Below are 14,956 nucleotides of genomic sequence, written 5' to 3'. Positions count from 1 at the left end.
CGTGTTTTGCGGGGTGCAAAGGTAACATCTGTTTTCAAATCTCACAAGCTTTTTTAAATCTTTTTTTGAAAATAAATTTTCAACTTTGATTTAGCTGCTTGTCAGTATTTCAGTGAACGTTTGTCCTTATTGCGGGTGCAAAACTACACCCTTTATTTACATTTACAATACTTTTTGTTACATAATTTACATCTTTTTTAAAACTTTTTCTTAACTCACTGGTAATGCAAAACTTATAATTTCTGCTATTTTAGTAATTGTAGGATTTTTGAGAGGGTCATTTCTGTTTTCTCAATTTTTGAGGTTTTAAAACGTGCCGGTTTGTTGGTTTGGCAATGGTTTGTTTCTTTTATTAATGATTTCTTATCTCACGCAAAGGCGCTAAGGCGCAAAGGTTTTTTCTTTTTTTATTGTTGTCTTTATTGTTGTTCTTGGCTACACTGGCTCCTCTAGCCCCGATGGAAGTGGAAATCCTTTGGCTTTTTGGTTCTGTTGCTCCTGGATTTCTTTTAATCACGCGAAGGCGCTAAGACGCAAAGGTTGTCTTTTCTTCTTTTTATTGTTGTTCTTTGCTACACTGCTGCCCTAGCCCCGATGGAAGTGGAAATCCTTTGGCTTTTTTCTTTAAAAAGACAAAGATTACTTCACCTAGCTTTTATTTTAGTCGGAGTTCAGTGAACTTCGTTTGTAGCGGACAGCGGGAAATAGCTCCTGAAAAATATACTTTAACTTTAATAGCTAAACATTTAAAACTTTACTTTGATTCTTAAACCTAACAGGTTTTGCAAACCTGGTAGGTTGTTGCTACTTATATATGCTATATTCACTTATTACTAATATTAATTGATAAGTTAGACTTAATAGTTTTTTGGAAACGTCGTCGGTTATTGTTTTTTATATAATACTTGATACACTACACTTAGTTAAACCTACAAGGTTTGGAAAACCTTGCAGGTTGTTGACTCCTTATATATAGGTACAAAAAAACCCGAGTCGCTTTTGCAAGCTTTCGGGTTTTTGATTTTAATCTTTATACATATATATAGTATAGATGATCTGTTCCTTTATATATAGGTTAATTTATACTATCTATTACTTCTTTTGTTATGTGGATGCTTTTTAGTTTTGCTTCATGATCGAAGATTGGACTTGTTACCATTAACTCGTCGACTCTTGCGTAATCGATAAATTTTTTAAGATCGATTTTTAGCTGTTCTTTGTTTCCTATAAAAGTACAGGCTGTCATTTGATCGACATGAAAACGTTCTTGCTCGTTCATGATATCGTCTAATGAAGGAACTGGTGGCTGTAAACCTTTACGATCATTTCGGATTAGGTTTAAAAACATTTGATACAAACTTGTTGAAAGTGTTTCGGCTTCTTCATTGGTATCTGCTGCTATAATATTTACACATGCCATTGTTTTGGGTTTGTCTAAAACTGCGGAAGCCTGAAAGTTTTCGCGGTAAAATTCGAATGCTTGTATCATTTGTCGCGGTGCAAAATGTCCAGCGAAAGCATACGGCAATCCGTAAGCGGCTGCAAGCGCTGCGCTTTCCATACTTGAACCCAGAATCCAGATGGGAACATTTGTTCCTTCGGCAGGAAATGCACGTACTTTTGCTGTATCATTTTCTTTTGAGAAATAATCCTGCAACTTGCTTACATTTTGAGGAAAACGCTGGGCTTGCTCGAAAAAGTCTTTGCGAATTGCTTCTGCAGTGGCTTGATCTGTTCCGGGTGCTCTTCCTAATCCTAAATCGATTCGGTTTGGGTAAAGCGTTTCTAATGTTCCGAATTGCTCGGCTACTACTAGAGGGGAATGATTTGGCAACATGATTCCACCAGAACCTACGCGAATGTCTTTTGTATGACTTGCGATAAAGCCAATTAATACAACTGTTGCAGAACTGGCAACGTGTGCCATATTGTGGTGTTCTGCCAGCCAAAAGCGTTTATAACCTATATTGTCTGCAAGTTGTGCTATCTCTTTGGTTTTTTGAAATGTTTCGCTTGCGTTGCTATCTTGTGTAATTATAGCTAATTCTAATATTGAAATTGAAATTGGGTCTTTCATATATGTAATAACTTTTATGCAAAATTAATTCATTTCATACAAAGCATAACTTCTTTGATGTTAATAGATTTATAAAATTTACCACTGTTAGATATTTTAATGCCGTTATTCTAAATTGAAATATCGAAATTAAAGAGCTTAAAAGTTAATTTCATAGTTGAAGCTTCAACTTTATGATGAAAATTATTTTTCCAAGAATTTCCTATCAATCAAAAAAGTTGAATGATTTAAAACTTAAATTTGTATCAGAAAATTAACTTCGGCTTAGCCTTTTCTCTACAATGACACACAAAATTTTAATTATAGACGACGAAGAAAAACTTAGAAGTCTACTAGCACGCATTATAAAATCTGAAGGTTTTGAGGTTATTGAAGCTAAAGATTTGAAATCCGGCTTTAAGAAGCTGGAACAAACGGATGTTGATGTTGTTTTATGTGATGTAAAATTACCTGATGGCAATGGTGTCGATTTTCTACAGAACATTAAAGAAAGTTTTCCGCTGATTGAAGTTGTTTTATTAACGGCTTTTGGAAATATTACGGATGGTGTTCAGGCTATGAAAAACGGAGCTTTTGATTATATTGTAAAGGGCGATGATAATGACAAGATTATTCCGCTTTTATACAAGGCTGTTGAAAAGGTGCATTTGCAAAAAAAGGTTAAACAACTGGAGAAACGCATTGGTGATAAATATTCTTTTGACACGATAATTGGAAAGTCTAAAGGAATTGAGCAGGTTATTGATCTGGCGAAAAAAGTAGCTAAAACGGATTCGACTGTATTACTTACGGGTGAAACGGGAACGGGAAAAGAGGTTTTTGCTCAGGCGATTCATGAGAATAGTAATCGGGTTGGAAAATCATTTGTTGCGTTAAATTGCAGCACGTTTAGTGCAGCCATTCTGGAAAGTGAGCTTTTTGGTCATAAACAAGGTGCTTTTACGGGAGCACTGAAAGATAAAAAAGGTTTTATTGAAGAGGCTAATGGCGGTACTTTGTTTTTGGATGAAATTGGGGAAATGCCTATTGAATTGCAAGCCAAATTATTACGCGTTTTGGAAACCAGCGAATATATTCCGATTGGTGATACTACTCCAAAAAAATCAAATTTTAGGTTAATTGCGGCGACAAACAGAGATTTGAAAACAGAAAGCGATGAACACCGTTTTCGTTCGGATTTGTATTTTCGTTTGAATATTTTTGAAATAAAGATTCCGCCTCTTCGCGAAAGAATTAAAGATATTGCTCCTATCACGCACTATTTTGTTCAGCAATTCTCTGAAAAAATCAATAAAAAGAAATTGGATATTACGGATGATTTTCTATTGAAATTAGAAAACTATTCCTGGCCGGGAAATATTCGGGAACTTAAAAATGTTATTGAAAGGTCTGTGATTTTGAGTAGTGAAAATATTTTGACTTCGGATGTTTTGCCTTATGAAATGCAGCATCAAAGTGAAAAGCCTACTAAATCTATGTCGGCTTTTTCAATGCAAAGTGTTGAAAAACTGCATATTCAAAAGGTTTTAAATTATACTAAAGGAAATAAAGCTGAAACTGCACGCTTACTTGAAATTGGAATTGCTACTTTATATAGAAAACTCGAAGAATATCACTTATAATTTGAGTATATCAGCTCCTGCGCAGTTTTGGTTTATTTAGATTACCTACAAGGCTTTGAAAACCTTGCAGGATTGCGATAGCAATTTATAATTAGTAAAATCTTATCATTTTAATAAAAGCTTATCATTTTGATAGGCTTTTTTTGTGCCTAAATTTTGGCAAAAAATCGTAATTACATCACTGACAACGCTTTAAGTACTATTTTGCTTTTTCGGTCTAACTTTTGGCATAAGAGGGGAGAACACAAAAATTCATTCAAAATGAAAAATCAAGTTACCTCAATTTACAAACAAGCGGATCGCTTTGCTGAGATTACTAAAAAATCTATTATTTCGGGAAACATTGTACGGGCAAAAAAATGTCTGGCTCTTGCTGAACGCTTATTTATTAGCGGAAGCATGGAAACAAAAAATGCTATTTCTAACGTGTACATTTTCTCTGTTTCTTCCTTTATGGAAATGCGTCACTGCAATATTTCACATCTTTTTCCTCAAACGCTTAAAGCAGAATACATAAAACAGATTAATACCTCAGGAGTGTAGGTCGGTGAATTGGTTATTTGTTTAATCGTTGAATCGTTTCACTTGTTATTTGTTGAATCATTTAATCTACTGATTGTCTATTGGTTAAAAAATCTACATTCTAAAATCTAAAATTACCCCTCTTATGTTAATCACTTTTCTTTTACTCGCATTGGCTGTTTTGCTTTTTGCTATTTGTTTTAAATCTGTTGAATTTTTTGAAAAAATCTAAATCATGACTGCACTCTTTATTATCTCCATCGGCGTTTTTGGCTATTTGGTTTATGTATTAATTAAACCTGAAAAATTCTAAGAATGTAAGACGTAAAATGTTTTTATGTAAAATGAAAAGTTAGATATCTGTTGCATTCATTTTTATCCTTTTACGAATCCCATTTCTCATTTTACAATTTACAATTCACATTTCACAACAAAATAATCTCAAAATTATGAATACAGAATTATTTGGCGTCATTAGTATTTTTATCATTTCGATCGTTTTAGCTATTCCATTAGGAAAATATATTGCTAAGGTTTATCTGGGAGATAAAACATTTCTTGACGCTATTTTCAATCCAATTGAAAAATTTATTTTTAAAATCAGTGGTATTAATGCTACTGAGGAAATGAACTGGAAGCAACATTTAAAAGCTCTTTTGAGCATTAATATGATTTGGTTCTTTCTTTGCTTTTTTATTTTACTCTTTCAGGGTTCCTTGTTTCTAAATCCTGACAACAATCCGTCTATGAGTCCGGATCTGGCGTTTAACACTGCTATTTCGTTTGTTGTGAATTGTAATTTGCAGCATTACTCTGGTGAGAGCGGTGTTTCGTACTTATCACAAATGTTCCTAATGTTTCTGCAATTTGTTTCTGCTGGTGTTGGAATGGCTGCTGCTGCGATGATTTTTACAGCTATGAAAGAAAGAACGACGGAGCATTTGGGTAATTTTTATAATTACTTCATCAAAAGCTGTACTCGTATTTTATTGCCTCTTTCGATTATTGTTGCTAGTATTTTAGTTTTTAGCGGTACTCCAATGAACTTTGATAGTAAAGATGCTATTACGACATTACAAGGTGATCAGGTAGAAGTTTCCCGTGGACCTGCAGCTGCATTTGTTGCTATTAAACATTTGGGAACAAATGGTGGTGGTTTTTTTGGTGCTAACTCGGCACATCCTTTAGAAAATCCTACTTATTTAACGAATGCTGTTGAATTATGGTCGCAATTAATTGTTCCGTTTGCTATGATTTTTGCCTTGGGCTTTTTCCTGAACAAAAGAAAATTGTCTTATGTGATTTTTGGTGTTATGACGGTGGGCTTTTTATTACTTGTTGTGCCTACGGTAATGAGCGAAATGAATGGAAATCCTGCTATTGAAAAAATGGGAATCGCACAAAATACGGGAGCTATGGAAGGAAAAGAGGTTCGCTTTGGCCCCGCTATTTCAGGTTTTTGGAGTATTGCTACAACTGTAATTTCTACCGGTTCTGTAAATAGTATGCACGATAGTTCGATGCCTGTTTCTGGTGCTATGCAATTATTAGCGATGATGGTTAATGCTTTTTATGGCGGCTGTGGTGTTGGAATTTTGAACTTCTACATTTTTATTATTCTGGCTGTATTCATTTCAGGATTAATGGTGGGCAGAACGCCTGAGTTTTTAGGAAAGAAAATTGAAGCCCGAGAGGTTAAGATTGCTGCTTTTATTGCTATTCTACATCCATTTTTAATATTATCAGGAACTGCGCTGGCTTCTTACTTTGCTGCTCATGATACTGCAATGGGCTATTGGTTTAACGGAAATGCAACTGGCTGGCTGAACAATCCCGGACATCATGGTTTTTCTGAAATGTTATATGAATATACTTCTAGTGCTGCCAATAATGGTTCTGGTTTTGAAGGTTTAGGTGATAATAATCCGTTTTGGAATATCACTACGGGAATTGTATTGCTGTTAAGCCGATTTATTCCGATTGTGGGCCCGCTTGCGATTGCAGGGTTATTGGCTGGCAAAAAATATATTCCGGAAAGTGCCGGAACTTTAAAAACAGACACTTCTATTTTTGGTGTAATGGTTTTTGCCGTAATCGCAATTATTGCAGCTCTATCTTTCTTTCCTGCGTTGGCACTTGGTCCATTAGCTGAGTACTTTACAATGTGAGAAATGTGAAAAGTGAGATGTAAAAGGGTAAAATGAATATAGAATCTAAATACATCACATTTTACATCTCATCATTACATTTTCACAAATACAGTTAATTGTTTTCCAGTCTGTTCTCAAGATTTTTAATTAAACCATAAATAAGTTTTCCAATGATGTCTAATTTTCCAATCAGTTCCTCACATTTTTCGTCATTAATAAAATTCAATTCTTTACTCAATAAAATTAATGTGTCAAGTTCAGATAAAGATCCTAATGAAATATGCAAAAAATGGATAAATTCTTTTAAACCTTTTCTTGCAGCGCCTTCAGCAATATTAACAGGAACAGAAATTGAAGCTCTTCTAATTTGTGATGTTATTCCAAATTTTTCTTCAGAGGGAAACTGATTTGTAACTAAATAAATCTCCTTGACAAATTCAAAACTTTTAATCCAGGAGTTCAATTTTTTATGTGGTTTCATACTTTATTTATTTACGAATTTATTAAATCGTATGACATTTCACATATAACATATAACATTTAACATACTAAAAATGACTACTAATAAATCGAATTCATTGTTTGAAAGCAAACAGGTAAAAGAGGCACTTGTGCAATCTTTTGTGAAGCTGAATCCAAAAATGATGATTAAAAATCCGGTAATGTTTACCGTAGAAATAGGAACTGCTATAATGTTTGCTGTTTGTATCTCCATTTTATTTGGAGCACAGGATCAGGGTAGTTTTGTTTATAACCTGATTGTATTTTTAATTTTATTCGCTACGCTGTTATTTGCCAATTTTGCGGAAGCAATTGCAGAAGCCAGAGGAAAAGCACAGGCTGATAGTTTAAGAAAAACACGCGAAGAAACTCCAGCAAGGCAAATTTTAGCTAACGGAGAAATTAAAAATATTAGTTCTTCGGCATTGAAAAAAGGTGATATTTTCGTTTGCGAGGCGGGCGATTTAATTGCTACTGATGGGGAAATTATCGAAGGTTTAGCTACTATTGATGAAAGTGCTATTACTGGTGAAAGTGCTCCTGTTATTCGTGAAGCTGGAGGTGATAAATCATCCGTAACGGGGGGTACAAAGGTATTGTCTGACCGAATTAAGGTAATTGTAACATCTGAACCTGGAGAAAGTTTCCTGGATAAAATGATTGCTTTAGTCGAAGGTGCCAGCCGCCAAAAAACACCAAACGAAATTGCTTTAACTATTTTACTGGCTGCTTTTACACTGATTTTTGTGATTGTTTGTGTGACTTTAAAACCGTTTGCGGATTACGCTAATACTCCTATCACAATTGCTGCTTTTATCGCTTTGTTTGTTTGTTTGATTCCTACTACTATTGGCGGTTTACTTTCTGCTATTGGAATTGCGGGTATGGACAGGGCTTTGCGTGCCAATGTGATTACGAAATCGGGAAAAGCGGTTGAAACTGCCGGAGATATTGATGTATTACTGTTGGATAAAACCGGAACTATTACGATTGGAAACAGAAAGGCTACAAATTTCTATCCTGCTCAAGGTGTTTCATTAGCTGCTTTTATAGAATCGGCTGTGTTGAGTTCTTTGGCGGATGATACTCCGGAGGGAAAAAGTATTGTAGAATTGGCTGGAGCCGATGTTGCCAATATGTTATCTATTGACGGTGCTACGCTGATAAAATTTACTGCTGAAACGAGAACTTCGGGTGTGATTTTAAAAGATGGAACTAATATTCGAAAAGGGGCTCAGGATGCTGCCAAAAATATTACGCTTCAGGCTAGAAATTCTTTTCCGGAAGATATTGCGGAACAGGTAATTGCGATTTCGTCTAAAGGCGGAACACCATTGGTGGTGCTTAAAAATAATCAGGTTCAGGGTGTTATCGAATTGCAGGATATTATAAAAACGGGAATGAAAGAACGTTTTGACCGTTTGCGAAAAATGGGTGTAAAAACGGTAATGGTTACGGGAGATAATCCGCTTACGGCGAAGTTTATTGCAGAAGCTGCCGGCGTTGATGATTTTATTGCCGAGGCAAAACCTGAGGATAAAATGAACTATATTAAAAACGAACAGCAACTGGGCAAACTGGTGGCTATGATGGGTGACGGAACTAATGATGCTCCTGCCCTTGCCCAAGCAAATGTTGGTGTGGCCATGAATAGTGGAACTCAGGCGGCTAAAGAGGCGGGCAATATGGTCGATCTTGATAACGATCCAACTAAACTTATTGAAATCATTGAAATTGGAAAACAACTTTTGATGACTCGCGGCACGCTTACTACTTTTTCTATCGCAAATGATGTGGCTAAATATTTTGCAATTGTTCCAGCACTTTTTATTTCTGCTATTCCTGCTCTGCAAGGTTTAAATATTATGCATTTGCATAGTCCTGAAAGTGCGATTTTATCGGCTGTGATTTTTAATGCGATTATCATTCCGATTTTGATTCCGCTTGCGTTGAGAGGTGTCGATTATAAACCTATTGGCGCTAGTGCTATTTTAAAAAGAAATCTTTTGATTTATGGCCTGGGCGGATTGATCGTGCCTTTTATCGGAATTAAATTAATTGATTTAATAGTAACTCTTTTTATTTAGTGAAATGTGATTTGTAAAATGTGAAATGACGAAATCAAAAACACATAGATACAATTTACAAATTACTTTTTACCTCTAACATTTTACACTAGAAAACATGAAAACAATATTTTCACTATTAAAACTTACCCTGATTACTGTAGTCTTATTTGCTGTTATTTATCCGCTAGCCATTTATGGTGTTGCACAGTTTGCTCCTAATCAGGGAAAAGGGGAAACTGTTTTGGTTAACGGAAAAGTGGTCGGATACCAAAAAATTGGTCAGAAATTCGATAAACCTAATTATTTCTGGGGACGTCCTTCGGCGGTAGATTATAATGCTGCGGGAAGTGCCGGAAGCAATAAAGGACCAAGTAATGCGGAGTATCTGGCTTTGGTTCAAAAAAGAATTGATACGTTTTTGATTGTTCATCCGTATTTGAAAAAATCAGAGATTCCATCGGATATGGTTACGGCTTCCGGAAGCGGTTTAGATCCGAATGTTTCTCCGCAGGGCGCTTTGATTCAGGTGAAACGTATTGCTAAAGAACGAAACTTGACGGAAGAACAAGTCAAAATTTTGGTTGAAGCTCATATTCGTACTCCAAAAGTTATGGGAACTGCAACTGTTAATGTACTGGAATTAAATGTGGCGCTGGATGAGCTTTCTAAAAGAGGTTCTTAGTTGCTGAGTTGCTAAGGTTCTAAGTTTTTCTATGTGCTTTTTAGTCATGGCGAGAATTGGAATCGAAAACTAAACTTAATAGAATACCTAACAGGTTTTGAAAACCTGTTAGGATAGTGAACGCCTTTTTTATCCCTAGTTGTGGCGAGAGTGGGAATCGAAAACTAAACTTAATAGAATGTCTAATAGGTTTTGAAAATCTGTTAGGATAATGAACGCCTTTTTTACCCCAAAAGTTCTAGCCCCGATAGTAGTGAAAATCCTTTTGTGCCGGGGTTCGGCACAAAAGATTAAAACGGATAGCGGGAATAGCTCCTAAAAAATCTACTAAATAATTTAATAATAATGAGACGTGTTTTGAATGTTGTCTCTTTTGAATACTACACAAAATGAAAAAAATAATACTTACTGCTTTAATCGCTTTTGGTTTTAGCAATTTACAAGCTCAGGAAGAAACTAAAAGTCCGTTTACGTTTTCGGGATACGTTGATGTTTATTATAGTTATGATTTTGGAAAACCGGATAATCATACACGTCCCGGATTTTTTTATAATTACAATAAAAGCAATGAAGTTAATCTGAACCTGGGTTTGGGAAAAGTAAATTACAATACTGAAAATGTTCGTGGAAATTTTGCCTTAATGGCCGGAACGTATGCGGAATATAATTTGGCGGCTGAACAGGGTTTGTTGAAAAATGTTTATGAGGCAAATGTGGGTGTGAAGATTTCTGAAAATCATAATTTATGGATTGATGCGGGAGTTATGCCGTCACACATTGGTTTTGAAAGCGCGATTGGCAAAGATTGTCAGAACTTGAGCCGAAGTATTTTGGCTGAAAACTCTCCGTATTATGAAACAGGTGTTAAAATTGGATATACTTCTGAGTCTGGAAAATGGTATTTGGCGGGAATGTATTTGAATGGCTGGCAACGTATTGCAAAAGTAGAGGGTAATCATACTCCTGCTTTTGGAACACAGCTTACCTATAAACCAACGGATAAGGTGGTTTTGAACTGGAGTACTTATATGGGGAATGAGCAACCGGATATTGATAAAAAATGGCGCTACTTTAATAATTTTTACGGACAATTTAAGGTTACTGAAAAAACCAATGTTACGGCGGGTTTTGATATTGGAACGCAACAAGCGGCTAAAAACAGTAACCAATACGATACTTGGTTTTCGCCTGTAGTGATTTTGCAATATAAACCAACGAATAAAGTTCAGCTGGCTGCTCGTGGTGAATATTATAGTGATGAGAAAGGTGTAATTATTGCAACTGAAACTCCAAATGGTTTTAAAACTTATGGATTTTCGGCTAATTTTGATTACTTAGTTACTGACAATGTTATGTTTAGAATCGAAGCTAGAAATCTTTCGAGTAAAGATGATGTTTTTACGAAGGATAACTTACCCGCTAGTACCAATACGTTTGTTACGACTTCGATGGCGGTTTCTTTTTAATCCTTGGCTGTAAGCTATAGGCAGTAAGCTTTTTTAGAAGAGCTTATTGCTTATTGCTTACGGCTTATTGCCTAAAGCTTATTACTTAAAGCAAAAAAAAATGGAAAATAATGCTCAGCACTTTCTTGATTTAATTCAGAAATCAAGGAAAGGAAAATTTAAGGTTTATATTGGAATGAGCGCTGGTGTGGGTAAAACGTACCGGATGCTGCAAGAGGCGCATTCGTTATTAAGGAATGGAATTGATGTAAAAATTGGTTACATCGAAACGCACATGAGAAAGGAAACACATGAACTTTTAGCTGGTTTGCCCGTAATACCGAGGCGAACCATTTTTTATAAAGGAAAAGAGCTGGAAGAACTCGATGTCCAGGCAATTATTAATCTTAGACCTGAGGTTGTCATTGTTGATGAACTGGCGCATACAAATGTTGAAGGCAGCAAAAATGAAAAACGATGGCAGGATGTTTTAGAAATTCTGGAATCGGGTATTAATGTAATATCGGCCGTTAATATTCAGCATATTGAGAGCTTAAATTTGGTTGTAAAACGTATTACAAACATTGATGTGCAGGAACGAATTCCTGATAATGTTTTACGCCTTGCGGATGAAGTAGTGAATATCGATTTGACTGCGGAGGATTTGATTGCCCGTTTGAAGGAAGGTAAAATTTATACGGCTGATAAAATTCAGACTGCTTTGATGAATTTCTTTAAATCGGATCAGATTTTACAACTGCGAGAATTGGCTTTGAAGGAGGTCGCAAGCCAGGTGGTTCGGAAAGTGGAGAATGAAATACCTCAACAATATGCTTTACGACATGAGAAACTTTTGGCTTGCATTAGCAGTAACGATAAAACGGCTAAAATAGTAATTCGGAAAGCTGCCCGGCTGGCAAGCTATTACAATGGTTCCTGGTATGTATTGTATGTAGAAACGCCTAAGGAAAGCAGCACTAAAATTGCATTGGACAAGCAACGTCATTTGATTAATAATTTTAAATTGGCGGTGCAATTGGGCGCGGAAGTGATTAAAATCGAAGATCGAAATATTACGAATGCTATTTTGAGTACTGTTGAAGAAAAACATATTACAACTGTTTGCATTGGAAAACCACATTTGAATTTATTTAAAGTAATTTTGTCTACAACAATTTTTAGACGTTTATTGAATAGTTTGTCTTTATCGAATGTAGATCTTGTAATACTTTCGTAAAATGTAAGATGTTTTTATGTGAGATGTAAAACGTTTTTCATTTAACATTTCACAACTAACTTTTTACCAGAAAAACAAATACTATGAGAATTAAAACCAAATTGAATCTTGGAGTTGGATTGTTATTTTTAATGATCATTATACTTTCGCTAGTAAGTGCTTATTCTGTTTTCCTAATCAAGGAAGACACTGAAAATATTTTGAAAGCTAATTATAATACGCTTGAGTATTCAAGAAATATGATTTTGTCGCTGGATGAAATTAAAATAAGCACGGATCATAAAAAACATATTTTTAAAGAAAATCTGGATAAGCAATCCTTAAATGTTACGGAGCCAGGAGAAAAAGAAGCAACCGCTAATCTTAAACGAAATTTTGCTCTTTTAGAAAAAAATAATTTTAATGAAGCGATAAAAGCCAAAATCAGACAGGACATTTTTGCTATTATGAAACTCAATTTGGATGCGATAAAGCAAAAAAGTGATATTGCTAAAAAAACTGCTGAAACGGCTAATTTTTCTATTGCGATTGTGGGTACGTTATGCTTTTTGATCGCTTTTAATTTACTGATTAATTTGCCAAACAATATTGCGAATCCTATTAAAGAGTTAACCTTGAGTATTAAGGAGATTGCTAATAAAAATTATTCAGAGCGTGTGCATTTTACAAACCACAATGAATATGGAGATTTGGCAAAATCGTTTAATACAATGGCACAAAAGCTTCAGGAATATAACAATAGTAATTTGTACAAATTGTTCTTCGAGAAAAAACGTCTGGAAACACTTATCAATAATATGCACGATCCTATTATTGGTCTGGATAATGAAGGTATTGTTTTGTTTGCCAATGATGAGGCTTTAAAAATTATTGGTTTGAAACTGGAAGATGTTATAGGAAAACCTGCTTCTGAGTTATCCTTATCGAATGATTTGATTCGTTCTTTAACTTTAAAAGAATCTGACGTACAGAAAAAACAGCCTTTGAAAATTTTTGCTAACGGAAAAGAAAGTTATTTTGATAAGGAAACGATCAATATTACGATAACGCCAACCGGAGAGGAAACGGCAATTAATATTGGTGATGTTATTATCCTGCGAAACATTACCTTATTTAAAGAACTTGATTTTGCAAAAACTAATTTTATTGCTACGGTTTCGCATGAGCTAAAAACCCCAATTGCTTCTATAAAACTTAGTCTTCAATTGCTTCAGAATGCAAAAACAGGAGACATGAATGACGATCAGAAACAACTGGTTGAAAGCATTAAGGATGATAGCCAGCGGTTATTGAAAATTACTGGTGAATTACTAAACTTATCGCAATTAGAAACTGGAAATATTCAGTTGAATATTGAAAAAAGTGATCCGCATGCTATTGCAAATTATGCTACGGAAGCTGTAAAAATTCAGGCTGAGCAAAAACAAATTAAACTGGTGATTGATGCTGATGATAATTTACAGCCTGTAAAAGCCGACAGCGAAAAAACGGGCTGGGTTTTGATTAATTATTTATCCAACGCTATTACGTATTCGTCTGAAAAAAGTACAATTATCATTCGCTTAAAAAATGAAACCAATCAAATTGTTTTTCAGGTGATCGATACCGGAAAAGGAATTGATACGAGATACCAAGACAAGGTTTTTGATAAATATTTTCAGATTCCGGGCAGTCAAAAATCAGGAACCGGACTGGGATTAGCGATTAGCAAAGAATTTATAGAAGCTCAAAACGGAACTATTGGTGTAGAAAGCAACTTAGGATTGGGCAGTACGTTTTGGTTTGCTTTGAAAGTGTAAAATAAAGATTGTTTTTCAATAAGAGACCTAACAGGTTTTAAAAACCTGTTAGGTCTGTCAAAGGAACTTTACGTATTCGACGTATTATTTTTAATCTCCATTACTTCTCTTTTCACTTCTAAAAGTAAATCTTTCATACTTTGAGATTCTGTTTGTTCGTGGCGTTTGTCACTGCGTCCGATGTTGCATTCATATTCCCAAATTTCTAAAATATCTGAGGCTTTCACTTCATAATTTGGATAAAAGCGATTATCTGATTCCAAAACTAAAGCATTCTTTTTGTTTTTGTTGAGACGTTTGTATACCATACCTTCACTTTTGGTAATCAGGATATAAGTTCTACCATCCAGCACCTCTCCCAGCCTTTCTACATATCGACCAATGATTATAGAACCATCTTCGTGTGGTGGCATCGAATCGCCTTCTACAGGAAATCCGCGGTGTTTTCCCGGTCCTAAGAACGGAAGCGAAACTTGCTGCAAACTTTCAATATATTCCGGATCGGCATAGCCGTTTAGATATCCTGCTTTTGCTTTTTGAGATACAATTTCAATATAATTTTCCCCAAAACTATCTACTTGTATCGGTAAAATAAGCCGATTGCCTTCCAATTTTATCAGGTTTTCAATATTTATCTTTCGTATATCGACAGACAATAGTAAGTCGATACTCATATGAAAATATAAGGCAATTTGCTTTAAGATATCGTACGGAGCTTCGGAAGTTCCGTCTTCGTACTTAACATATCTTCCTCGGGTAATTCTAAGGTTTTCAGCTAATTTCTCCTGAGATATTTTATGCTTAACCCTCAATGCTCTGATGTTATCTGAAAATAAGGACATAATTAATTTG

Annotated in this window: 12 protein-coding genes; 9 read left to right on the top strand and 3 right to left on the bottom strand. The window is 35.1% G+C overall.

Features of this window, described 5'->3' with window-relative positions; all coding sequences use genetic code 11:
- Positions 1-1,075: 1,075 nt before the first annotated feature.
- On the bottom strand, positions 1,076-2,077 hold the full coding sequence (locus B0A66_RS19225) for an LLM class flavin-dependent oxidoreductase (protein ID WP_089051486.1): 1,002 nt from the start codon (positions 2,075-2,077) through the stop codon (positions 1,076-1,078).
- Positions 2,078-2,358: 281 nt separating this feature from the next.
- Between B0A66_RS19225 and B0A66_RS19220 the strand changes: the two genes are divergently transcribed.
- The 4 genes from B0A66_RS19220 to kdpA all read left to right on the top strand — a co-directional run bounded on the left by B0A66_RS19220 (position 2,359) and on the right by kdpA (position 6,389).
- Complete coding sequence (locus B0A66_RS19220; protein WP_089051485.1) at positions 2,359-3,699, top strand: sigma-54-dependent transcriptional regulator; 1,341 nt, start codon at positions 2,359-2,361, stop codon at positions 3,697-3,699.
- A gap of 261 nt (positions 3,700-3,960) precedes the next feature.
- Entirely contained in the window at positions 3,961-4,242 is a 282-nt protein-coding gene (locus tag B0A66_RS19215) for a DUF7674 family protein (RefSeq protein WP_089051484.1), read from the top strand.
- A 214-nt stretch (positions 4,243-4,456) separates the two neighbouring features.
- Positions 4,457-4,534, top strand: coding sequence for a K(+)-transporting ATPase subunit F (gene kdpF, locus B0A66_RS19210; RefSeq protein ID WP_089051488.1), 78 nt, complete (start codon positions 4,457-4,459; stop codon positions 4,532-4,534).
- A 136-nt stretch (positions 4,535-4,670) separates the two neighbouring features.
- Positions 4,671-6,389 (top strand): potassium-transporting ATPase subunit KdpA, encoded by a 1,719-nt coding sequence (gene kdpA, locus B0A66_RS19205; protein WP_089051483.1) that lies wholly within the window; start codon positions 4,671-4,673, stop codon positions 6,387-6,389.
- 94 nt (positions 6,390-6,483) lie between these two features.
- On the opposite strand, the gene B0A66_RS19200 is transcribed toward kdpA, so the two are convergent.
- A complete protein-coding gene (locus B0A66_RS19200) occupies positions 6,484-6,852 on the bottom strand; it encodes a four helix bundle protein (protein WP_089051482.1) in 369 nt (122 codons plus the stop codon).
- A gap of 73 nt (positions 6,853-6,925) precedes the next feature.
- Here B0A66_RS19200 and kdpB point away from each other — a divergent pair, with 73 nt between their 5' ends.
- The 5 genes from kdpB (at position 6,926) to B0A66_RS19175 (ending at position 14,104) form a co-directional block, all read left to right on the top strand.
- On the top strand, positions 6,926-8,959 hold the full coding sequence (kdpB, locus tag B0A66_RS19195) for a potassium-transporting ATPase subunit KdpB (RefSeq protein ID WP_089051481.1): 2,034 nt from the start codon (positions 6,926-6,928) through the stop codon (positions 8,957-8,959).
- Positions 8,960-9,056: 97 nt separating this feature from the next.
- Positions 9,057-9,623: a K(+)-transporting ATPase subunit C gene (locus tag B0A66_RS19190; protein ID WP_089051480.1), complete on the top strand. Its 567-nt coding sequence runs from the start codon at positions 9,057-9,059 to the stop codon at positions 9,621-9,623.
- Between the two features lie 389 nt (positions 9,624-10,012).
- Positions 10,013-11,089: a porin gene (locus tag B0A66_RS19185; protein ID WP_089051479.1), complete on the top strand. Its 1,077-nt coding sequence runs from the start codon at positions 10,013-10,015 to the stop codon at positions 11,087-11,089.
- 100 nt (positions 11,090-11,189) lie between these two features.
- Positions 11,190-12,305, top strand: coding sequence for a histidine kinase (locus B0A66_RS19180; RefSeq protein WP_089051487.1), 1,116 nt, complete (start codon positions 11,190-11,192; stop codon positions 12,303-12,305).
- An 83-nt stretch (positions 12,306-12,388) separates the two neighbouring features.
- Entirely contained in the window at positions 12,389-14,104 is a 1,716-nt protein-coding gene (locus B0A66_RS19175; RefSeq protein ID WP_089051478.1) for a sensor histidine kinase, read from the top strand.
- Positions 14,105-14,172: 68 nt separating this feature from the next.
- On the opposite strand, the gene B0A66_RS19170 is transcribed toward B0A66_RS19175, so the two are convergent.
- Positions 14,173-14,946: an XRE family transcriptional regulator gene (locus tag B0A66_RS19170; RefSeq protein ID WP_089051477.1), complete on the bottom strand. Its 774-nt coding sequence runs from the start codon at positions 14,944-14,946 to the stop codon at positions 14,173-14,175.
- Between the last annotated feature and the right edge of the window lie 10 nt (positions 14,947-14,956).

Origin of the sequence: Flavobacterium hercynium (genome assembly GCF_002217285.1) — a bacterium.
GTDB classification, from domain to species: Bacteria; Bacteroidota; Bacteroidia; order Flavobacteriales; family Flavobacteriaceae; genus Flavobacterium; species Flavobacterium hercynium.
The sequence above is the reverse complement of the archived record's forward strand: the minus strand, read 5'-3'. Positions and strand labels throughout refer to the sequence as shown.